This is a genomic window from Streptomyces humidus (assembly GCF_014649655.1).
GTDB classification, from domain to species: Bacteria; Actinomycetota; Actinomycetes; order Streptomycetales; family Streptomycetaceae; genus Streptomyces; species Streptomyces humidus.
The window spans coordinates 95,734-115,800 of sequence record NZ_BMTL01000020.1 but is presented as its reverse complement, the minus strand read 5'-3'; the positions used below and the strand labels follow the sequence as shown (position 1 = coordinate 115,800).

The window sequence follows — 20,067 nt, the reverse complement described above, 5'->3', positions numbered from 1 at the left end:
GGGCTGGGTGCCCGAGGCGGACGAGGTGGACGACGAGGAGGAGATGCCCCTCTCTCTGCGTCTGTCGATAGCGGACACCCTCACCCTCGGCAACGCGACGTGCGGCTTCATGGCGGTGTACTTCACCACCACGGGCATCCTGATCCCGCACCTGACCGGCAGCCAGGAGTCGGGCATGGCCCGGCACAGCGCCGCCACAGCGGTCATCCTGATGCTCTGCGCGGCCGTCTTCGACCTCTTCGACGGCCTGGTCGCGCGCAAGCTCCGCTCCTCGCCGATGGGCGCGGAGCTGGACAACCTCTCGGACCTGATCAGCTTCGGCCTGGCCCCGGCGTACTTCGTCCTCGTCTACGGCATGGTCGCCGACGACGCGCACCAGCGGGTCGCGGCGGTCGGCGCGATCGTGGTGCTGCTCGCGGTGGTGCTGAGGCTCGCGAGATTCTCGTGCGTGACCGTCAAGGACGGCACCTTCCAGGGCATGCCGTCACCGTTCGGCGCGCTCACGGTGGTCTCGATCGTGCTCCTGGAGCTGCCCTTCGCGGCCACGCTGATGGCCATCCTCGGCACCGCGTGGCTGATGGTGAGCCGGGTCGAGTACCCGAAGCCGCGGGGCCGCCTCGCCGGCGCGATGCTCGCCTGGATCGTCCTGTCGATGGGCCTGCTGGCGGCCTGGGCGTTCGACGCCCCGAGCGGTCAGCTCCTGCTCCAGACGGGTTGCGCGCTGCAGCTGGTCATGGGCGCGGTCATCCCGCTGTTCGCCACGGCCCGCCGGGTGAACAACTTCCGCGGCAACCGCCGCGAGGCCCGGGCGGCGCAGCTGCCGTAGCGGTGAGCACGTTCGTGGGACGGCGAAGGGGGCCCGAGCCATCAGGTTCGGGCCCCCTTCGCCTGCCTGCCGTCCGGATCAGGTCGCAGGGCGTCCACGGGGCCCGTCGACGCCGGTGAGCGGGGGCCGGTGCGTGCAGCTGCACGGCGGGAGGACGGCGTCGACGCCATGGGGCTCCCCCCACGCGAGCGCGGTCGAGCGTGGGGGGAGCCGGCAACCGAAGACAACACCGCAGACGTGCGTGCCAGACGTACCTGCCAGACGTGCGTGCCGGCCCCACGCCTGCGGAGTCGTCCGGGCGGCGGGCCCCGGTTCCGCCGCCCGCCGCGCCCGGCTCAGGTCAGGAAGTCCCGCCCGATCCGCTCGGCGACCCGCTCCAGGATGGGCCCCGCGTCGGAAATGCACTTCGCGAGGTCCGGCTCGGCGTCGGTCAGCGGATACGCCCGCCGGATCCCGGCCCGCCCCAGCGCCTCGGGCGGGAGCGCCAGCCGCCCGCACACCGCGACGACCTCCTTGCCGGCCGCGCGGGCGGCCGCGGCGACGCCCGCGGGCGCCTTGCCGTGCAGGGTCTGCTCGTCCAGCGAGCCCTCCCCCGTGATGACCAGCTCGGCCGGTTCCAGCGCCGCCGCGAAGCCCAGCACGTCGAGCATGACCTCGATGCCGGCGCGGAAGCGGGCGCCGGCCAGCAACGCCCCGTAGCCGATGCCGCCCGCCGCTCCCGCGCCGGGTGCGACGGCGCACTCCGCCGCCCTGGGCCCCACCTCGGTCTCCAGGACCTTCGCGTAGTGCGCGAGCGCCGCGTCCAGCGTCCCGACGTCGTCCGGCGAGGCGCCCTTCTGCGGGCCGTAGACCGCTGCCGCGCCCTTCGGGCCCGTCAGCGGGTTGTCGACGTCGCTCGCCAGGACCAGTTCCACGGTCGACAGCCGCGGGTCCAGCTCCGAGAGGTCCGCCCGCCCGAGGTCCGCGAGGCCGCCGCCGCCCGGCGTCACCGGCTCGCCGTCCGCGTCGAGGAACCGCGCGCCGAGCGCGGACAGCATGCCCGCGCCGCCGTCGGTGGTCGCGCTGCCGCCGACGCCGAACACGATCGTCCGCGCGCCCTCGTCCAGCGCGGCGCGCAGCAGCTCTCCCGAGCCGTACGTCGACGCCGTGAGCGGGGCGAGGACGCCGGCCGGGAGCCGTTGCAGACCGCTCGCCTCGGCCATCTCCACGACCGCGGTGTCGCCGCGCACCGCGAAGGCGGCGGTGACCTCGTGCCCGAGGGGCCCCTGGACCCGGACCTCCCGGCGTTCGAAGCCGGCGGCGACCGCCGCGGCCACGGTGCCGTCGCCGCCGTCGGCGACGGGCAGAGCCGTCACCTCGATGTCCGGTACGGCCCGGCGCAGCCCCGCCGTCACCCGCTCGGCGACCTCCACGGCCGTCAGCGAGCCCTTGAACTTGTCCGCGGCCACGAGCACCCGTCGGGTGCTCTGCCCTGCAGCGTCCGCCACCTTGCCATCCCCTTGCTCTCCGGGCCCCGCGCACGTCAGAGCCGGTCGCGCCGCTGTGACCTTAACCTCGCCAGGCCCCCGTCGTCATGCGACGCCCGCACCCTGGACCGGCCCGCAGGCCGTGTGCGGACCGGGTGAAGCCGGGCGTGTCCTGCCGGAATCGGGTAGACCGGAGGAATGACTGCTGTGGTCGACGGACCGGAACTCGCCGACCGCGTCCTCGGAGGCTGGCTGGGCCGGATCGCGGGCAACATGCTCGGCAAACCGGTCGAGCGGGGCGACGTCTGGACGCGCGACCGCATCGACCGCTATCTGAGGCGGGCCGACGCCCTGCCCCTCACCGACTACCTCCCCGAGCCCGCCGACGACGAGGACGCCCGACTGCTGCGCCCGGAATGGCGCAGCTGCGTGCGCGGCCGCGTCCACGGCAGCTGCCGCGACGACGACGTGGACTACGCGATCCTCGGACTCGACCTGCTGGAGACGCACGGCTTCGGCTTCACCACCGAGCAGGTCGGCGACCTGTGGCTGCTGCGGCTGCCGTATCTGCAGACGTTCACCGCCGAACGGGCCGCCTACCGCAACCTCACCGCCGGGCTGAAGCCGCCGCTGACGGCGACCTACGACAACCCGTACCAGGAGTGGATCGGCGCCCTGATCCGCGCCGACGTCCACGGCTGGACCTGCCCGGGCCTCCCCCGTCGCGCCGCCTCCCTGGCCCGCCGGGACGCGGTGCTCTCGCACACCGGCAACGGCGTGTACGGCGCGATGTTCGCGGCGGCGCTGGTCTCCGCGGCGTTCACCTCGCCGACGGTGCGCCACGCGCTGGACGAGGCGCTCGCCGCGGTCCCGGCGGGCAGCCGTCTGGCGCGTACCGTGCGCCGGGTCGCCTCCCTGCACGCCACCCGCATGAGCTGGGAGGACACCCTGGCGACGATGACGCGGGAGACGGCGGGCCTGGGCTGGATCCACACCGTCCCGAACATCGCCGTCCTCACCGCGGGACTGCTGTACGGCGACGGCGACTTCACCCGCACGATCGCGCTCACCGTGCGCGGCGGTCTGGACACCGACTCCAACGGGGCGACGGCCGGTTCGGTGGCCGGAGTCCTCACCGGGGCTTCGGCGATCCCGCCGCAGTGGACGGAGCCGCTGCAGGACACCGTGCGCAGCGCGGTGTTCGGCTTCGACGGCGCCCGCATCAGCGATCTGGCGCGGCGGACCGTGCGGCTCGTCGGAGCGCACGGACTTCCCGGCGGGAACCGGCCGGACGGCGAACCGGCCGGCGCACCGCCCTCTACCCTTCCCGGATGAGCACTTCCCACAGCGACTTCGCCGCCTACGTCGCCTCCCTGCCCCGTGTCCTGGCCGGAGCGGCCGCGATCTTCCGTGACGCCGGGGGGCGGGTCCTGCTCGTCGAACCCGGTTACCGGGCGGGCTGGGCCCTTCCCGGCGGCACGATCGAGTCCGACGACGGCGAGAGCCCGCGACAGGGAGCACGCCGCGAGACGCTGGAGGAGATCGGTCTGGACCGCGAGCTCGGACGGCTGCTCGCCGTGGACTGGGTGCTCGGCCCGGACCGTCCGCCGCAGGTGGCGTACGTGTACGACGGCGGCGTCCTGGACGAGGACGACCTCGGGGCGATCCGGCTGCAGGAGACGGAACTGCTGTCGTGGCGGCTGGTTCCGCGCGAGGAGCTCACCGATTTCCTGCTGGGCTCGCTGGGCCACCGGGTGCTGGCGGCGCTGGACGCTCTGGCGGACGGCTCCAGGACCGCCGAGCTGGAGAACGGCCGCCCGGTGGGCTGAGCGCGCGGCTCCCCGCGCCCACTGCGTCAGAACAGCGTCCCCGCGGACGCGGCGCCTCTCTCGAAGTCCAGCAGGCGCTGCTTGCGGTCCAGGCCGCCGCCGTAGCCGGTGAGGCCGCCGCCCGCGCCGATCACGCGGTGGCAGGGCACGATGATGCCGATGGGGTTCCTCCCGTTGGCCAGGCCCACCGCGCGGGAGGCGGCGGGGCTGCCGAGGGCCTCGGCGAGTTCGCCGTAGCTTCGGGTCTCGCCGTACGGGATCTCCCGCAGCCGGTCCCAGACGCTGCGCTGGAACGGGGTGCCGTGCAGGCGCAGTTCGAGGGTGAACTCCTTCGACTCGCCGCCGAAATAGGCGGCCAACTGCTCCTCGGCCTGGCCGAAGGGGCTGTCGTCGCGGGGGCCGAAGTCCTCCTCGGGCGGGCGGTGGCGCTGTCCGGTCATATAGAGGCCGCACAGGACGCCGTCGTCCGCGACGAGGGTGAGGTCGCCGTAGGGGCTGTCGATCACGGTGTGCTGTTTCACGGAACGTCCTCACACGGGAAGGAAGTTGACGGGGTGACTGCCGGTCGCCCACAGGTACTGGACGGCGTACGCCCGCCAGGGCCGCCAGGCGGCCGCGCGGGCGGTGAGCGCCGCAGGGGTGGAGGGCAGCCCCAACTCCCTTGCGGCATGCCGGATTCCGAGGTCGGTGGGAAGGAACGCGTCGGGGTCGCCGAGAGCGCGCATCGCGATGACGTCGACCGTCCAGGGCCCGAAGCCGGGCAGCGCGAGCAGCTGTTCGCGTGCCTGCGACCAGTCGCTCTCCACCCCCAACCGCAAGGTGCCGTCCGCCAGTTGTCCGACCAGATCGGTGAAGGTGGCGCGCCGGGTGCGGGGCATCGCCAGGGAGCCGGGGTCGACGGCGGCGAGCGCCTCGGGGGTGGGGAAGAGATGGGTGAGGCCGCCTTCCGGATCGTCGACCGGATCGCCGTGGGCGGTGACCAGCCGGGCCGCGTGGGTGCGGGCGGCGGCGGTGGAGACCTGCTGGCCCAGCACGGCGCGGACCGCGAACTCGGCCTCGTCGACCGTGCGCGGCACCCGGCGGCCGGGGGCCTTGTCCACCAGGGGCGCGAGCAGCGGATCGGCGCGCAGCCGGTCGTCGACGGCGACCGGGTCGGCGTCCAGGTCGAGCATGCGCCGGCACCGGCTGATGGCGACGGTGAGGTCGCGCAGGTCGCTGAGAGTGAGGCGGCAGCCGATGTGGTCGGGGTTCGGGGTGAGCGCGACGACGCCGTGCCCGTACGGCAGGCGGAGCGTGCGACGGAACGCGCCGTCCCGCCACTCCTCCACGCCCGGGACGCCGGTCGCGGCCAGGTGCCCGAACAGGTTGTCGGGGTTGAGGGGCGCGCGGAACGGGAGGCGCAGGGCGAGCGTGCCCGGGGCGGCCGCGGGGAGCGGCGGAGTCCGCTGCGTGACGCGGGCGCGCAGCGCGCTCGGGGAGAGCGCGAAGACCTCGCGGACGGTGTCGTTGAAGGTACGCACGGAGGAGAAGCCCGCGGCGAACGCGACGTCCGCCATGGGCAGTTCGGTCGTCTCGACGAGGAGGCGCGCCGTGTGCGCACGCTGGGCACGGGCCAGCGCCAGCGGGCCCGCGCCGACTTCGGCGAGGAGTTGGCGTTCCACCTGACGGCTGCTGTAGCCGAGGCGGGCGGCGAGGCCGGGCACGCCGTCCCGGTCGACGACGCCGTCGGCGATCAGCCGCATGGCGCGGGCGACCAGGTCGGCGCGCTGGTTCCACTCCGGTGAGCCGGGGCTGCTGTCGGGCCGGCAGCGCTTGCACGCACGGAAGCCGGCCTGCTGGCAGGCGGCCGCGCTCGGCTGGAAGACCATGTTGCCCGGCTTGGGCGGCACGGCCGGGCAACTGGGCCGGCAGTAGATTCCGGTGGTCAGGACCGCTGTGAAGAACCAGCCGTCGAAGCGCGCGTCCTTGGACTGCACGGCGCGCACACAGCGCTCTCGATCGGTGTACATCCCGTTCCGCATGCGTCCAGCATCGCCCCGCGGCCGCCCCGCCGCTGGCGGGAATCCGACATCGACCTCCCGTGTCCTGCACCGGCAGGACGTCCGCCTGCGACCGCGCGTCTCAGGCCGCCCGCTTCGGGCCGCCCGCCTCAGGTCGCCCCCTTCAGGCCGCCCGCTCCGGCCACGACGTCAGGGACCGGATCACGAACACGTCGACCGCCATGACGGTGATAGACCAGAGAGGTTCGTACGGCAGGAACAGGAACTGGGCGACGAGGCTCAGGGCGGCCAGGAAGACGCCCGGGTAGCGGGCCCGGACCACGCCCTTGAGCAGGGCGGCGCCGGTGGCGGCCGCGACGGCGCCGAGGACGAGGTGGATCCAGCCCCAGCCGGTGAGGCTGAGCGCGTAGACGTAGGAGCCGACGCGGGCGTAGACGTCGTCGGCGGCGACGGCCGCGACGCCCTGCAGGACGGCGAGGATGCCGCTGCACAGCATCAGAACGCCGGCGAAGACCACCCCGTCGCCGGGCCGGCCGCCGATGTGGCCGCCGGTCTGGCCGCCGGTGCGGCCGTCGGGCGGATCGGGCCGGCGCGGTCCGCCCCGCGGGACGGACCAGGCGGTGCCGATCTCGCCGTGCGGATCGCCGGCCGGGGAGGTCGGGCTCATACGGCGTGCTCCTCTCGGCGGCGCCGGATCGCGTGGAGGCCTACGACGCCCGGGGCGCGGGGCGGGCCGCGGGCCGCGGGCCGGCAGTGTGACGGATCCCGGGGGCGAGTCCCTGAGCCCCGGGTTCCTGGGTGGCGGGTCCCTGGGTGGCGGGTCCCTGGGTGGCGGGTCCCTGGGTGGATCCCTTGAGTGGCGGTCCTTGAGTGGTGGGTCCGGTGGGGGCCAGCACATCGCGGACGCGCGCCGGCGGCCAGCGCGGCGGGTCCGTCCGGGTGACGGGCCCCGCCGGGCGCGGCGCGGTCGTTCGGGACTACATGTTGATCATGTGGCCGGCCAGGCCGTGCACGGCCTCCTTGACGGCCTCGCCCAGGGTGGGGTGGGCGTGCACGTTGCGGGCCACCTCGTGGACGGTGAGGTCCCACTGCTGGGCCAGGGTCAGCTCGGGGAGGAGCTCCGTGACGTCGGGGCCGATGAGGTGGCCGCCGAGGAGCTCGCCGTACCTGGCGTCGCTGATCAGCTTCACGAAGCCGGTGGCGTCGCCGAGGCCGTGCGCCTTGCCGTTCGCCGTGAACGGGAACTTGGCGACCTTGACGTCGTGGCCGAGCTCGCGGGCCTGCGCCTCGGTGTAGCCGAAACTGGCGATCTGGGGCTGGCAGTAGGTGGCGCGCGGGATCATGACGTAGTCCAGTTCCATGGTCTCCGCGTCCGCGAGGGTCTCCGCGGCGATCACGCCCATCGCCTCGGCGTTATGCGCGAGCATGAGCTTGGCGGTGACGTCGCCGATGGCGTAGATGTGCGGCACGGAGGTGCGGCAGCGGCCGTCGACGTCGATCGCGCCGCGCTCGGTGACCTTCACGCCGGTGTTCTCCAGCCCGTAACCGGTCACGTTCGGGGCGAAGCCGATCGCCTGCAGGACCTTGTCGGCCTCCAGGACCTGCTGGGCGCCGTCCTTGCCGGTGACGGTGACACGCACCTGCGGGCCGGACTCGTCGATGGACTCGACACGGGTGGAGGTGAGCACGTCGATGCCCAGTTTCCGGTACTGCTTGGCGAGTTCGGCGGAGACCTCGGCGTCCTCCAGGGGCGCGACACGGTCCAGGAACTCGACGACAGTGACCTTCACACCGTAGTTGTGCAGGACATAGGCGAACTCGATGCCGATGGCGCCGGCGCCCGCGATGACGATCGACCGCGGGAGGTCGCCGGCGAGGATCTGCTCCTCGTACGTGACCACGCGGTCGCTGCGCCTGGTGCCCGGGAGCAGCTTGGGAGTGGCCCCGGTGGCGATGACGCAGTGGTCGAAGCCGATGGTGCGGGTCGCCCCGTCGGCGCCGGTGACCCGCAGGGTGTGGTCGTCGACGAAGTCGCCGCGGCCGTCGAACTCGGTGATCTTGTTCTTCTTCATCAGGTAGTGGACGCCCTTGACCCGGCCGTCGGCGACCTTTCGGCTGCGGCGGTAGGCCTCGCCGTAGTCGAAGGTGACCTGGCCCTCGGCCCTGATGCCGAAGGTCTTCGCCTCGCGGGTGAAGATATGGGCGAGTTCGGCGTTGCGCAGCAGCGCCTTGGTGGGGATGCAGCCCACGTTGAGGCAGACGCCGCCCCAGTACTTCTCCTCGACGACGGCGACGCGCTTGCCCAGCTGGGCGGCACGGACCGCGGCGACATAGCCGCCAGGTCCGGCGCCGAGGACCACGACGTCGAAGCGTTCGTCCTGCTCGGGCATAGGAGATTTCCTTTTCCGTGGAGTACGTGACGGGTGATGCGTCGTTCCCGTCCGATTCTTCCGTGTCCCCGGGGAGAATGCGCGAGTGAGCGAACACTGTTGTGAGGCGATGAACAAGCAGGTGGACCGGCGGTGCGCCGTGCATGCCGACCCCTTCGCGTGTCCGGACGCGCTGGTGCGCTTCGAGCCCAGGTTCCAGGAGTACGGGCTGATCGTCCACGACGGGGGGAACGCGGACATCACGATCGGGTACTGCCCCTGGTGCGGTTCGCGGCTGCCCGAGTCGCAGCGAAACCGGTGGTTCGACGAGCTGGAGGTCCGCGGAGTCGACCCGTGGGAGGGAGCGATCCCGCCCGAGTTCGAGGACGACCGGTGGCTGCGCGAGATCAGGGGGCAAGAGTGAAGGGCGAGGGGCGAGGGGCGAGGGGCGAGGGACAGGGGGTGAAGGGGTGAGGGGTGAGGGGTGAGGGGTGAGGGGTGAGGCACGGTCACCGCTCGGCGAGCGCTGACCGTGCCCGTGGCCGTGCCCAGTACCCCTGACCATTTGCCGAATGCGGTTACTACGACTGTTTCGCGCAGGTCGCGGTTACTACGGCTGTTTCCCGCAGGTCGCGGTTACTACGACGTTGCCGTGGGCCGCCGGGAGGCCTTGGTCGCCTCGGCCACGTCGGTCAGCGGCCGTAGCCGGTAGGTGTACGCGTAGTCGTGGTCGGCGAACAGCTTGTACTCGTCGTGGGTGTGCGCGCCCCAGCTGTTGTCGCCGCCCACGCCCATCTGACGGTGGTTCAGGCGCAGTACGACCTCCTTGCGCGGGGTGAGCTGGTAGTCGTGGCGGGCCCCGACCGACAGGTCCTCGGGGGTGAGGTGCGAGGCGTTGACCTCAAGGAGCGGCTCGCCGCTGACGAGCAGGCCGGCGCCCGTGCCGTCGGTCAGGGCGACCCAGCGGACGTCGGTCTTGTTGCCGTTCTCCTGCGGACGCAGATAGGAGGTCCACTGCCCGCTGACGGTGCCGGAGTAGAGGCCCACGTCCGCCGCGTCGTTGCGGTCCCAGTGGTTCTCCTCGGGACCGCGGCCGTAGTAGTGGAGATGCTCCAGGCGGGCGGGCAGGAACAGCAGCGTGCCCACCTCCGGGATGTACGGCAGGTTCGGGGCGCCCGGGTGCAACGTGTTGTCGACCTTGATCTCACCGTTTCCGAAAACGGTGTAGGTGGTGGTGTACGACGACGGCGTGGTCGTGGGCAGGGTGCCGGCCACCTTGATCACGACGGCCCGGTCGCGCAGCGCCCGAACGCTCACCTCGGTCACCACGCGGTGCGCGCCTGCGTCGCGCCAGGTCTGGTTGCGGATGTGCTGGCCGTTCCCCCGGTCGTTGTCGGTGGGGGCGCGCCAGAAGTTCGGCGCGGGACCGGAGGACAGGAGTGCGACGCCGCCGACCCGGTACGAGGTGATGACTCCGGTCCGCTTGTCGACGGTGACCGAGAAGCCCCGGCCCGTGACGGTGACCGACTTCTCGCCGTCCCGATGACCGAGCGCCGGGACGGCAGCAAGCGGCACGGGGGTGACGGCGGGAGCGCCGGCGTCGACGGCCAGCTGCTGCCGGGCCACCTCGTGGCCGGCCTTCGCCCACTTCGTGCGCTCCCTGGTGGTGAACGACAGCTCGAGGAAGTACTCCGCGCCCGGCGCGGGGGCGCGCGGCAGCCTGAACGGCACGACCACCTCCTTGCTCGACAGCGGAGCGACGTCCAGCTGCGCGCGGCTCAGCCGTCCGCGCTGCACCGTCTTCCCGTCGGCGACGAGCGCCCACCGCCCGTCGAAGTCACGGACGTTGGTGAAGAGGTACTCGTTGGTGAGGGTGACGGCCGCGCCGGGGACGAGCGGGCGGCCGGCGGTGGGCGCGGCGCCGATCGCCTGATAGATCCGCTTGACCTCGGCGGACTTGCCGGTCAGCCCGCGGTCGGCGGTGACGATGCCGTTGCCGCAGAAGGCCCCGTCGTTGGGGTTGTCGCCCCAGTCGCCGCCGTAGGCGTAGAACGTCCGCTCGCGGGGTCGCCTCTCGGTGAAGGAGACGGTGGCGGCGTCGAACCAGAACCGCACCCCGTCGTCGCCGGGACCGCGCTCGGCGGCGTCCAGTTCGGCGGCGCTCAGCGCCCGGGCGTACACGCGCGCCCGCCGGACGGCGCCGCTGAACTCCCGGGTCGGGTTGTCGACGTCGGTGGCCAGGGACAGGGGCGCGGTGTTCACCGCTGGGCGCACCGTGGTGGCCCGGGTGGCCCGGATCACGCCGTCGACGTACAGGGTCAGGGTGCCCGCCGTCGCGTCGAAGACGCCCGCCACATGATGTTCCACACCGGTCCAGCCGTCCGGCAACGTCCAGCCGGCGGTGACCCACTGGCCGCTGCCGTAGATGAAGAACTCCAGCGTCCGGCCGCTCTGCTTGAGGGCGTACTGGGTGTCGCCCTTGGCGAGGATGGGCTGGTGGTAACCGGTTACACCCGGGGTGACCCAGGCCTCCAGGGTGAGGGAGCCGGTGAGGTCGAGGCGCGCGTCCCGGGCGAAGACGGTGCCGCCCTGGACGCCCCTGTCGCGGGTGAAGGAGCCGCTGGGGGCGATGATCTCGCCACGCAGCGCGGCCGGTCCCGCTTCGGTGAACAGCTTGCGGGTCGGGGTGGGCCACTCGAGGGCCTGATCGACGAAGTCCCAGATCCAGCCGCCCTGGAGCACGTCGTAGCGGCGCACGAGATCCCAGTACTTCTTGAAGTTCCCGCTGGAGTTCCCCATGGCGTGGGAGTACTCGATCATGACGTACGGCCGGGTGTCGCTCGTGTCCCTGGCCCGTGCCTCGACGCGGGCGGGGCTGTCGTACATCTCGGAGCGGATGTCGCTGATCCCCGGGCGGTCGTCGCCCTCGTACTGGATGACACGGGTGGCGTCGTAGGAGCGGATCCAGTCGTGCATGGCGGTGAAGGTGCTGCCGCCGCCGGCCTCGTTGCCGAGGGACCAGATGACGACCGACGCGTGGTTCTTGTCGCGGTGAACCATGCTCTGGGCACGCGCCACGCACGCCCTCGTCCACTCGGCGTGGTCGCCCGGGTACTCGCCCCGGATGCCGTGGGTCTCGAGGTTGGTCTCGTCCACGAGGTACAGGCCGTACTCGTCGGCGAGTTCGAGCCACTGGGGATTGTTGGGGTAGTGCGAGGTGCGGACGGTGTTGATGTTCAGCCGCTTGATGATCTCGATGTCCTCGACCATGTCCGCGCGGGTGAGGGCCGAGCCGTGCTCGGGGTGCATCTCGTGACGGTTGGTCCCCCGCAGTGACACCGGCTTGCCGTTGATGCGCATCAAGCCGTCCTTGAGCGCGAACTCGCGCAGACCGACCCGGTGGGAAAGGGTTTCGATCACTTTTCCGGCCTGGTCCCGCAGGCGGAGCACGGCGGTGTAGAGCTCGGGGTGTTCGGCAGACCACAGGCGCGGCGCGGGCACGGCCTTGGCTGCCCGGACGGTCGTCTCGTCGCCCGCGCCGAGCGCGACGGCCTGGTGCAGCGGCCGGGACCAGACCGGGTGCCCGCCCGCGTCGTAGAGCTGGGTCTCGACGGAGTACCGGCCGGCGCCCTGTCCGCCGTAGTCCCGCACGCTCGCCGTGACCGCCAGCTCGGCCGCCTGGTAGTCCTGGCTGAGCGGAGTCTCCAGCCGAAAGTCGCGCAGGTGCACGGGCGGTGTGGAGTACAGATGGACCGAGCGGAAGATGCCGCTCAGCCGGATCATGTCCTGGTCCTCCAGCCAGTCGCCGTCGGAGTAGCGGTAGACCTCCACGGCGATCTGGTTGACGCCCGGCTTGAGGTGTTCGGTGATGTCGTACTCGGCGGGGTCGTAGGAATCCTCGTGGTAACCGACCAGCTCACCGTTGATCCACACGTAGTGGGCGGACTTGACCCCTTCGAAGTGGAGGAACGTCCGGCGTCCCGTCCAACCGCGCGGGACCGTGAAGGTGCGGCGGTACTGGCCCACCGGGTTGTAGCGGGTCGGCGCGGCAGGCGGCTGCGCCTCCTCACCGAGACCGTTGGGACCCCACCACGGATAGGTGATGTTGACATAGATCGGCCGGTCGTAACCGTGCAGCTGCCAGGCGGAGGGGACCGGGATGGTGGCCCAGCCGCTGTCGTCGAGGTCGGTGCGGTGGAAGTCGACGTCGCGGTCGCCGGGACGGTCGGCGTAGGCGAATCTCCAGGCGCCGTCCAGGCTCAGCCGGTACGGGGAACGGGTGCGGTCGGCGGCCAGGGCCTGGCCGAGGTCCGCGTACGGCATGAGCGTGGTGTGCGGGGCCTCGGCGCCGAGACGGAAGACGTCGACACGCCCGTTCCACTCGGGTGCGGCGTCGGCCGCGACGGCGCGGTGGGCGGCGGAGGGCGCGGACAGGGCCAGCGCGCCGAGGACGGCGGCCGACCCTTCGAGCAGACGGCGGCGGCTGACCGCCGGCCGTGGGGTGCGGTGCGGCTCCGCCCACCGGGGGCGGTCCGGTCGGTCCATGGACGACTCGTGCGGGTGGGTCATGACCACGACCTTCCTCAAGGCGAACCGTGCGGCTGCGCACGGACGGAGGGTGCGTCAGATCTTGTCCACTCCTGTTGGATAAACGAACATAGACGCGCCGTGATGGCCGAATATCAACTCTCTTCGGCGCAACACCACTTGGTGCACTCGGTTGTCACGGTTCCCTTTTGGTGACTCCCGTCAGTACACGTCACGCACATACCGCTTGTCGGAGGCGAGTTGCTTCACGTAGGCGGCCGCCTCCGCCTCGCTCAGGCCGCCGTGGACGACGACCACGTCGCGCAGGGCCCGGTCCACGTCCTTCGCCATGCGGGAGGCGTCGCCGCAGACGTAGAAATGGGCACCGTCCTGGAGCCACGACCACAGGTGGGAGCCGTGCTCGCGGATCCGGTCCTGGACGTAGACCTTGGCCCGCTGATCGCGGGAGAAAGCGGTGTCGAGACGGGCGAGGGAGCCGTCGGCGAGCAGGGCGGTCAGCTCCTCCTCGTAGTAGAAGTCCGTCGCCCGGCGCTGCTCGCCGAAGAACAGCCAGTTGGGCCCCCGGTGCCCGCGTGCCCGGCGCTCCTCCAGGAACCCGACGAACGGCGCGACGCCGGTGCCCGGCCCGATCATCACCATCGGGGTCGTCGGACCGGCGGGCGGGCGGAAGTGCGGGGAGCGCTGCACATGGACGGGGACCTCGGCGCGGGGTCGGGCGTCGGCGAGGAAGGGCGAGCAGACGCCCTGCCGGGGCCGGCCGGCCAGGTTCTCGTACCGCACGACGGAAACCGTGAGCGAGACGAGGTGGGGGTCGGTGAGCGGACTGGACGATATGGAGTACAGCCGCGGTTGCAGCCGTCCCAGCAGCTCGGCCCACTCCTGGGCGTCGGCCCGGATGCCGAACTCGGCCGCCACGTCGACGGCTTGACGGCCCCACGACCACTTCGCCAGCTCGCCCTTGTTGTCGGGCCGCAGCAGCTTGCGCAGTGCGCGCGGGTCGCGGGTGCGGTCGGCGGCGAAGCGGAGCAGGGCCGGGGTGATCCGGGTGATGTCGAGATGGCGCAGCAGGGCCTCGCCGAACGGCGCCTCGCCGACGCCGTTCAGCCGCACCCGGGTGCGCGCGTCGAGTCCGGTGACGGTCAGCCACTCCGCGACCAGGCCGGCCGAGTTGAGCGGCCGCACGCCGAGGGCGTCTCCGGCCTCGTAGACCAGCGGGGTCTCACTGTCGCGGGTGTCGAAGGTGAAGCGCCGGACCTCTTTGCCGGAGCCCGGACGGCTCAGCAGGCGGTTGCCGGTGAGCCGGGCGACGACGGGGACCGGCCGCCTGGGGCGGGGCGGAGCCGCGGCCGGCGGGACGGTGACGGGCAGGACATCGCTGATCGGGACGTCGCTGGTCGGGGTTGCCGGGGTCGACGGTGACGTGGTCGGGGTTGCGGGGCTCGCCGTTGACGTGGTCGGGGTTGCGGTAACAGGGTCGAGAACCGCTTTCATCGTGGAAGCCGCGTGCGGGACGGAAGGCTCGACGGGGACCGTGGCCTGTAGCTCCGTGGCCTCCTTCAGCGCGGTGAGCACCTGGTCCAGCCAGGCTTCCGCCTCCGTCTCGTAGTCCGGTTCGCAGTCGGTGCGCGGGGCCAGTCTGAGCGCGCCGAGCTCGTCCATACGGCGGTCCAGCCGTCGGCCGTGCCCGCAGAAGTCGTCGTACGAGGAGTCCCCGAAGGCGAGGACGGCGTAGCGGCGGCCCTCCAGCCGGCCGGTCCCCAGTGCGTCGAGACCGTCCCAGAAGCCCGCGCCGTTGTCGGGTGCGTCGCCGTCGCCGAAGGTGCTGGTGATCAGCAGCAGGTCGGCGTCGGAGGGCAGGGCGGCGGGGTCTGCCTGGTCCATGGCGATCAGGGAGGCCGGGTGTCCGCCCTCGGTGATCCGTGCGGCGGTGGCGGCGGCGAAGTCCTCCGCGGTGCCGGTCTGCGAGGCCCACAGGATCACGACCTGCCGCGCCGGGGCGGGCGGCGGGGGCGCGGCGGTGCGCGAGTACATGCCGGCCAGGGTGCCGTTGACCCAGTCGGCGTGCTCGGGGCTGAACGGCGCCTCCGGCGGCAGGACGGGCACCCCCGGCGCGCCTGCCGGGATGCCCGCGAGGAAGCCCACCAGGTACCGCCGTTCCCGCTCGGTCAGGACCGGCGGCGGGGCGGGTTCCAGGCCGAAGACGGCAGCCGCCGAGGGCTGGACCGCCGTGGGGACGAGCGCGCCGTCGGCGAACCGGACCGAGGCGCCGCCGGGAACGGCCTCCACGCCTGGGGCAGGGGCGTGGGCCATGGCGGTGGAGGTGGACGTGGGCATGGGCGAGGGCGTGGCCGGAGCGGGAGCGACGCCCCGCGCTCCGACGGGGGCGGCCGACGTCCCGGCGTTCGGCGCCTCGGCTCCCGGAAACGCGGCTCCCGGAAGCGCGGTCGTCGGAAACTGCACGGAAACCGGTGTCGACACCTTCGTCAGGGACACCGCGCACACCTTGAGTTCGGGCTGGAAGGACAGCGGGTCGACGGCGTCGCTGGTGACCGCGTTCACGCTGAGATACTCGCCGAACAGGTCGTTCCAGTGGAACGGCGCGAAACAGGACCCGGGCAGCACCCGGTCGGTGACGACTGCGGGCAGCACGGCCCGCCCGCGCCGCGAGGCGACCTCGACGGAGTCGCCGTCGGCGAGCCCGAGCGCGGCCGCGTCCTCGGGGTGCACCTCGACGAACGGGCCGCGGTCGAGCTTGTTCAGCTTGGCCACCCGGGCGGTCTTGGTGAGGGTGTGCCACTGGTGCTGCAGACGGCCGGTGTTCAGGACGAACGGGTAGTCGTCGTCGGGCATCTCGGCCGGGGGGACATGCGGTCGCGGGTGGAAGACCGCGCGGCCGGAGGGCGTGGGGAAGGTGAGCGAGCCGTCGTCGTTCACGTACCGGACCGGGTTGCGGTCGGGGCCGTCGACGGTGGCAGCCGGCCACTGTACGGGGGCGGCGCGCAGCCGGTCGTACGTCACGCCGCGCAGGTCGTAACCGGTTCCCGGGTTGTGAGCCTGCTTGATCTCCTCGAAGATCTGCTCCGCGCTGTCGTAGGAGAAGCCGCTTTCGTAACCCATGGCGCAGGCGACGGCCGCGATGAGCTGCCAGTCGGCCATGGCCTCTCCCGGCGCGTCGGCGGCGGGCCGGGCGAGGGTGAGGTTGCGCTCGCTGTTGACGAGGACGCCCTCGGTCTCGGTCCACAGGGCGCCGGGCAGGACGACGTCGGCGTAGGCGTTGGTCTCGGTGTCGGCGAAGACGTCCTGGGTGACGACGAACTCGGCGGCTTCCAGCCCTTCGATGACCGTCCTGCGGTTGGCGACGGAGGCGACCGGGTTGGTGCAGATGATCCAGCAGGCCTTGATGTCGCCGTCGGCCAGTCTGCGGAACATCTCCACGGTGCCCTTGCCGACGCCGTCCGCCCGGATCGTGCCCGGTTCGATCCCCCACATACGCTCGACGAAGGCGCGGTCGGCGTCCACCAGGACGGTGCGCTGTCCGGGCAGCCCCGGTCCCATGTAACCCATTTCCCGGCCGCCCATGGCGTTGGGCTGGCCGGTGAGGGAGAAGGGGCCGCTGCCCGGGCGGCAGATCGCGCCCGTGGCGAGGTGGAGGTTGACGAGCGCGTTGGTGTTCCAGGTGCCGTGCGTGGACTGGTTGAGGCCCATGGTCCAGCAGCTGGTCCACTCCCCCGCCTCGCCGATCAGCCGGGCGGCCTCGCGCAGGTCGGCCTCCGGGATGCCGGTGAGCTCCGCGACGACGGCGGGCGGGTAGTCCGCGAGGAACTCCGGCATCCCCTCCCACCCCTCGGTGTGCGCGGCGACGAAGTCGGGGTCGGTGTGGCCGTTCTCGTGCAGGAGGTGCAGCAGGCCGTTGAGCAGAGCGAGATCGGTGCCCGGCCTGACCTGGAGGAACAGGTCCGCCTTGGCGGCGGTGGCGGTGCGGCGGGGGTCGACGACGATCAGTTTCGCACCCGCTTTCACCCGGTCCATCATCCGCAGGAAGAGGATGGGGTGGCAGTCGGCCATGTTGGAGCCGATGACGAGGAAGACGTCCGCCAGGTCGAGGTCCTCATAGGAGCCGGGCGGGCCGTCGGCGCCCAGAGACAGCTTGTAACCGGTTCCCGCGCTTGCCATGCACAGCCGGGAGTTCGACTCGATCTGGTTCGTGCGGAGGTAACCCTTTGCGAGCTTGTTCGCCAGATACTGCGCTTCCAAGGTCATCTGGCCGGACACATACAGGGCGACCGCGTCGGGGCCGTGCTCGTCGACGATCTTCCGCAGCCGCCGTGCCGTCTCGGCGATCGCCGCCTGCACAGGGGCGGGCTCCGGCTCCGCGCCGCGGTCCGAGCGGACGAGCGCGGTACTCAGGCGGCCGGGCGCGGCGAGCATGTCGGCGGTGGTCGCCCCCTTCGTGCACAGCCGGCCGGAGTTCGCGGGATGCCGCTTGTCGCCGGACGCCTTCAGCACCGTACGGCGGCCGTCGGGCCCGAAGCCGATGTCGAGGACCATGCCGCAGCCGACACCGCAGTACGAGCAGACCGTGCGCACCTTCGTCTCGGTCGCGCAGTCGGTCCGCGGGTCCGGCGCGGCCACGGGCACCCCTTTCTGTCTGGTTTCTCGCTGACTTCCGTCTGACCTCTGTCCGGCCTGTGCCCGGCCTGTGCCCGGCCTCCGTCCGGCCCGTGCCCGATCAGGGTCTGATCTCCGGCTGACGATCAGCCTGGTGAGAGCCTCTGCAAGCCTCTGCGACCGTACGAACCGTGCATTACACAGGTGTCTCCCGTACCGGCGGCCGGGGGTTAAGCCCGGCGCACAGCGGGTGGCGGCCTGATGTGAGCGCAGAGTCCCTTTACCGACTCCTGATGGCATGGCCGCATCAAATCTGTCACGCTTCCGGCAGCCGTCGCACACCGCACCGCCCTCCGGCACACCCACACCGTGAGGGACAGCAACCGAGCAGGCCGGCAACCCGGCCTCCGCAAAGGAGCCCTGTGTGAGACCCACGCCCCGCAAGGCCCTCGCAGCGAGCGCACTCACCCTCGTCGCGATGGCCGCCGTCTCGCTCCCCGCCACCCCCGCGGCTGCCGTCGTCCCGGGCAAGGCCGCCCCCGCGCATGGCGCCGCACCCGGGAAGGCCGCCGCCGACGGCTCCGTGTCCCGGAAGGCGGCCCCGGCCGCCCCGGCCGCCTCCGCGGCCTCCGCCGCCGCCGGATGCACGCCCGCCCAGGTCGTCGCCGACGGAGGTTTCGAGAGCGGCGTCTCGCCGTGGACGCAGTCCTCGACCAGCGTGATCACCAGCCGCACCGGCCAGACCGCCCATGGCGGGACCGCCTTCGCCTGGCTGGACGGCGTCGGCGGCACGCACACCGACACGCTCTCCCAGAGCGTCACGATCCCGTCCGGATGCGCGGCCGCCACCCTCACCTTCTGGCTGCACGTCGACACCGCCGAGACGACGTCGTCCACCGCGTACGACAGGCTGACGGCCAAGATCGGCACGACGACGCTGGCCACCTACTCGAACCTCGACAAGAACACCGGCTACGTGCGCAAGTCGTTCGACGTGTCGGCCTTCGCGGGCCAGACCGTCGCCCTCGCCTTCACCGGCACCGAGGACTCCAGCCTCCAGTCGAGCTTCGTCCTCGACGACATCGCGCTCGACACCTCCGGCGACACCGTGCCGCCCGCCGATTCCACCCGCACCCCGGCCGCCCCGTCGTACACCGTCGGCCTCACCGGCAACACGGACGGCACGGTCTGGACCGGTCACGAGAGCGCGACCTTCACCAACGCCTCCTCCACCCCGCTCGGCGAGGTGTACCTGCGGCTGTGGGACAACTACCACGGCACCTGCTCCGCGATGCCGATCACGGTCGGCAACGTCACCGGCGGCGCCGCCGGCGCCCTCTCGGCCGGGTGCACGGCGCTGCAGATCACCCTCGCCGCGCCCCTCGCCCAGGGCCAGAGCGCCACGATCGGCTTCGACCTGGGCATCACCGTGCCCAGCGGCGCCGACCGGTTCGGCCACGACGGGGCGTTCAGCTTCATCGGCAACGCGCTGCCCGTGCTGGCGGTGAAGGACGGGGCGGGCTGGCACCTGGACCCCTACACGAACAACGGCGAGTCGTTCTACTCCCTCGCCGCCGACTTCAGGGTGACCCTCGACCACCCGACGAGCCTGCTGGTGCCGGCCACCGGGACCTCGGTCGACGTCGCCGGCTCCGGCGGACGCACCGTGACCACGGCGACCGCCTCCAAGGTGCGCGACTTCGCGTGGGCGGCGGGCCCGTTCAGCAAGATCTCCGGCTCCTCCGCCGCCGGGACGCCGGTCAACGTCTACTCCGTCTCCGGCATCAGCTCGGCGAGCGCCCAGTCGATGCTCACCACCGCCAAGACCGCCGTGGACGCCCACGCCGCCCGCTTCGGCGCCTATCCCTACGGCGAGTTGGACGCCGTCATCGACAACAGCTTCTGGTTCGGCGGCATGGAGTACCCCGGCTTCGTCCTCGACCTGGTCAGCACCACGGCGCTGACCCACGAGATCGGTCACCAGTGGTGGTACGGGATCGTCGGCGACGACGAGTACAACAGCCCCTGGCTGGACGAGTCCTTCACGGACTACGCCACCGATCTGGCGCAGGGCAAGACGGGCAGCGGCTGCTGGAGCAGCGTCTCGTGGGCCTCCTCGGCGGAGAAGATCACCAACTCGATGGCCTACTGGGACGCCCACTCCTCCAGGTACTCGACCGTGGTCTACGGATACGGGAAGTGCGCCCTGCACGACCTGCGGCGGCTCATCGGCGACACGGCGATGGCCGAGCTGCTGAAGGACTACGCCACTTCGCACTGGTACGGCGTCTCGACCACGGCCGAGTTCAAGGCCGCCGCCCAGGCCGCCACGACCACGGACCTGACGTCGTTCTGGACCACCCACCGCATCGAGGGCTGATCCAGCCCCGTCCGCCGCACTCGCCTCGCTCGCCCCACTCG

At 72.1% G+C, this 20,067-nt stretch carries 12 protein-coding genes; 5 read left to right on the top strand and 7 right to left on the bottom strand.

The window, feature by feature from the left end; genetic code table 11:
- Window positions 1–7 precede the first annotated feature (7 nt).
- Entirely contained in the window at window positions 8–826 is an 819-nt protein-coding gene (gene pssA / locus IE239_RS23430; RefSeq protein ID WP_190151406.1) for a CDP-diacylglycerol--serine O-phosphatidyltransferase, read from the top strand.
- Between the two features lie 335 nt (window positions 827–1,161).
- On the opposite strand, the gene IE239_RS23425 is transcribed toward pssA, so the two are convergent.
- The gene (locus IE239_RS23425; RefSeq protein WP_190151405.1) at window positions 1,162–2,280 is read right to left on the bottom strand and encodes a glycerate kinase; all 1,119 of its coding nucleotides are present in this window, start codon (window positions 2,278–2,280) and stop codon (window positions 1,162–1,164) included.
- A 210-nt stretch (window positions 2,281–2,490) separates the two neighbouring features.
- Here IE239_RS23425 and IE239_RS23420 point away from each other — a divergent pair, with 210 nt between their 5' ends.
- Window positions 2,491–3,627: an ADP-ribosylglycohydrolase family protein gene (locus tag IE239_RS23420; protein ID WP_229878261.1), complete on the top strand. Its 1,137-nt coding sequence runs from the start codon at window positions 2,491–2,493 to the stop codon at window positions 3,625–3,627.
- Complete coding sequence (locus tag IE239_RS23415) at window positions 3,624–4,121, top strand: NUDIX domain-containing protein (RefSeq protein WP_190151336.1); 498 nt, start codon at window positions 3,624–3,626, stop codon at window positions 4,119–4,121. Before IE239_RS23420 ends, IE239_RS23415 begins: the two co-directional genes overlap by 4 nt.
- A gap of 26 nt (window positions 4,122–4,147) precedes the next feature.
- Here IE239_RS23415 and IE239_RS23410 read toward each other — a convergent pair whose 3' ends face one another.
- The 4 genes from IE239_RS23410 to lpdA form a co-directional block, all read right to left on the bottom strand.
- Window positions 4,148–4,642, bottom strand: a complete 495-nt coding sequence (locus IE239_RS23410) for a methylated-DNA--[protein]-cysteine S-methyltransferase (RefSeq protein WP_190151335.1) — start codon at window positions 4,640–4,642, stop codon at window positions 4,148–4,150.
- A 9-nt stretch (window positions 4,643–4,651) separates the two neighbouring features.
- Window positions 4,652–6,142: an AlkA N-terminal domain-containing protein gene (locus IE239_RS23405; RefSeq protein ID WP_308435410.1), complete on the bottom strand. Its 1,491-nt coding sequence runs from the start codon at window positions 6,140–6,142 to the stop codon at window positions 4,652–4,654.
- Between the two features lie 142 nt (window positions 6,143–6,284).
- Window positions 6,285–6,788: a DUF7144 family membrane protein gene (locus IE239_RS23400; protein WP_190151334.1), complete on the bottom strand. Its 504-nt coding sequence runs from the start codon at window positions 6,786–6,788 to the stop codon at window positions 6,285–6,287.
- A gap of 310 nt (window positions 6,789–7,098) precedes the next feature.
- Complete coding sequence (gene lpdA, locus IE239_RS23395) at window positions 7,099–8,511, bottom strand: dihydrolipoyl dehydrogenase (protein WP_190151333.1); 1,413 nt, start codon at window positions 8,509–8,511, stop codon at window positions 7,099–7,101.
- 85 nt (window positions 8,512–8,596) lie between these two features.
- Here lpdA and IE239_RS23390 point away from each other — a divergent pair, with 85 nt between their 5' ends.
- On the top strand, window positions 8,597–8,914 hold the full coding sequence (locus IE239_RS23390) for a DUF6980 family protein (protein ID WP_190151332.1): 318 nt from the start codon (window positions 8,597–8,599) through the stop codon (window positions 8,912–8,914).
- Between the two features lie 215 nt (window positions 8,915–9,129).
- On the opposite strand, the gene IE239_RS23385 is transcribed toward IE239_RS23390, so the two are convergent.
- Both IE239_RS23385 and IE239_RS23380 read right to left on the bottom strand, forming a co-directional pair.
- A complete protein-coding gene (locus IE239_RS23385) occupies window positions 9,130–13,059 on the bottom strand; it encodes a glycoside hydrolase family 2 TIM barrel-domain containing protein (RefSeq protein WP_190151331.1) in 3,930 nt (1,309 codons plus the stop codon).
- Window positions 13,060–13,239: 180 nt separating this feature from the next.
- Window positions 13,240–17,586, bottom strand: coding sequence for a bifunctional nitrate reductase/sulfite reductase flavoprotein subunit alpha (locus tag IE239_RS23380; RefSeq protein WP_373308132.1), 4,347 nt, complete (start codon window positions 17,584–17,586; stop codon window positions 13,240–13,242).
- Between the two features lie 484 nt (window positions 17,587–18,070).
- On the opposite strand from IE239_RS23380, the gene IE239_RS23375 reads away from it, so the two are divergent.
- A complete protein-coding gene (locus tag IE239_RS23375; protein ID WP_229878260.1) occupies window positions 18,071–20,026 on the top strand; it encodes a M1 family metallopeptidase in 1,956 nt (651 codons plus the stop codon).
- Window positions 20,027–20,067: the final 41 nt, after the last annotated feature.

Coding starts and splice junctions, on each gene's coding strand:
- IE239_RS23420 (WP_229878261.1), top strand. CDS start 2,491: ATGACTGCTGTGGTCGACGGACCGGAACTCGCCGACCGCGTCCTCGGA.
- IE239_RS23415 (WP_190151336.1), top strand. CDS start 3,624: ATGAGCACTTCCCACAGCGACTTCGCCGCCTACGTCGCCTCCCTGCCC.
- IE239_RS23405 (WP_308435410.1), bottom strand. CDS start 6,142: ATGCGGAACGGGATGTACACCGATCGAGAGCGCTGTGTGCGCGCCGTG.
- IE239_RS23400 (WP_190151334.1), bottom strand. CDS start 6,788: ATGAGCCCGACCTCCCCGGCCGGCGATCCGCACGGCGAGATCGGCACC.
- lpdA (WP_190151333.1), bottom strand. CDS start 8,511: ATGCCCGAGCAGGACGAACGCTTCGACGTCGTGGTCCTCGGCGCCGGA.
- IE239_RS23385 (WP_190151331.1), bottom strand. CDS start 13,059: ATGACCCACCCGCACGAGTCGTCCATGGACCGACCGGACCGCCCCCGG.
- IE239_RS23380 (WP_373308132.1), bottom strand. CDS start 17,586: ATGGTCCTCGACATCGGCTTCGGGCCCGACGGCCGCCGTACGGTGCTG.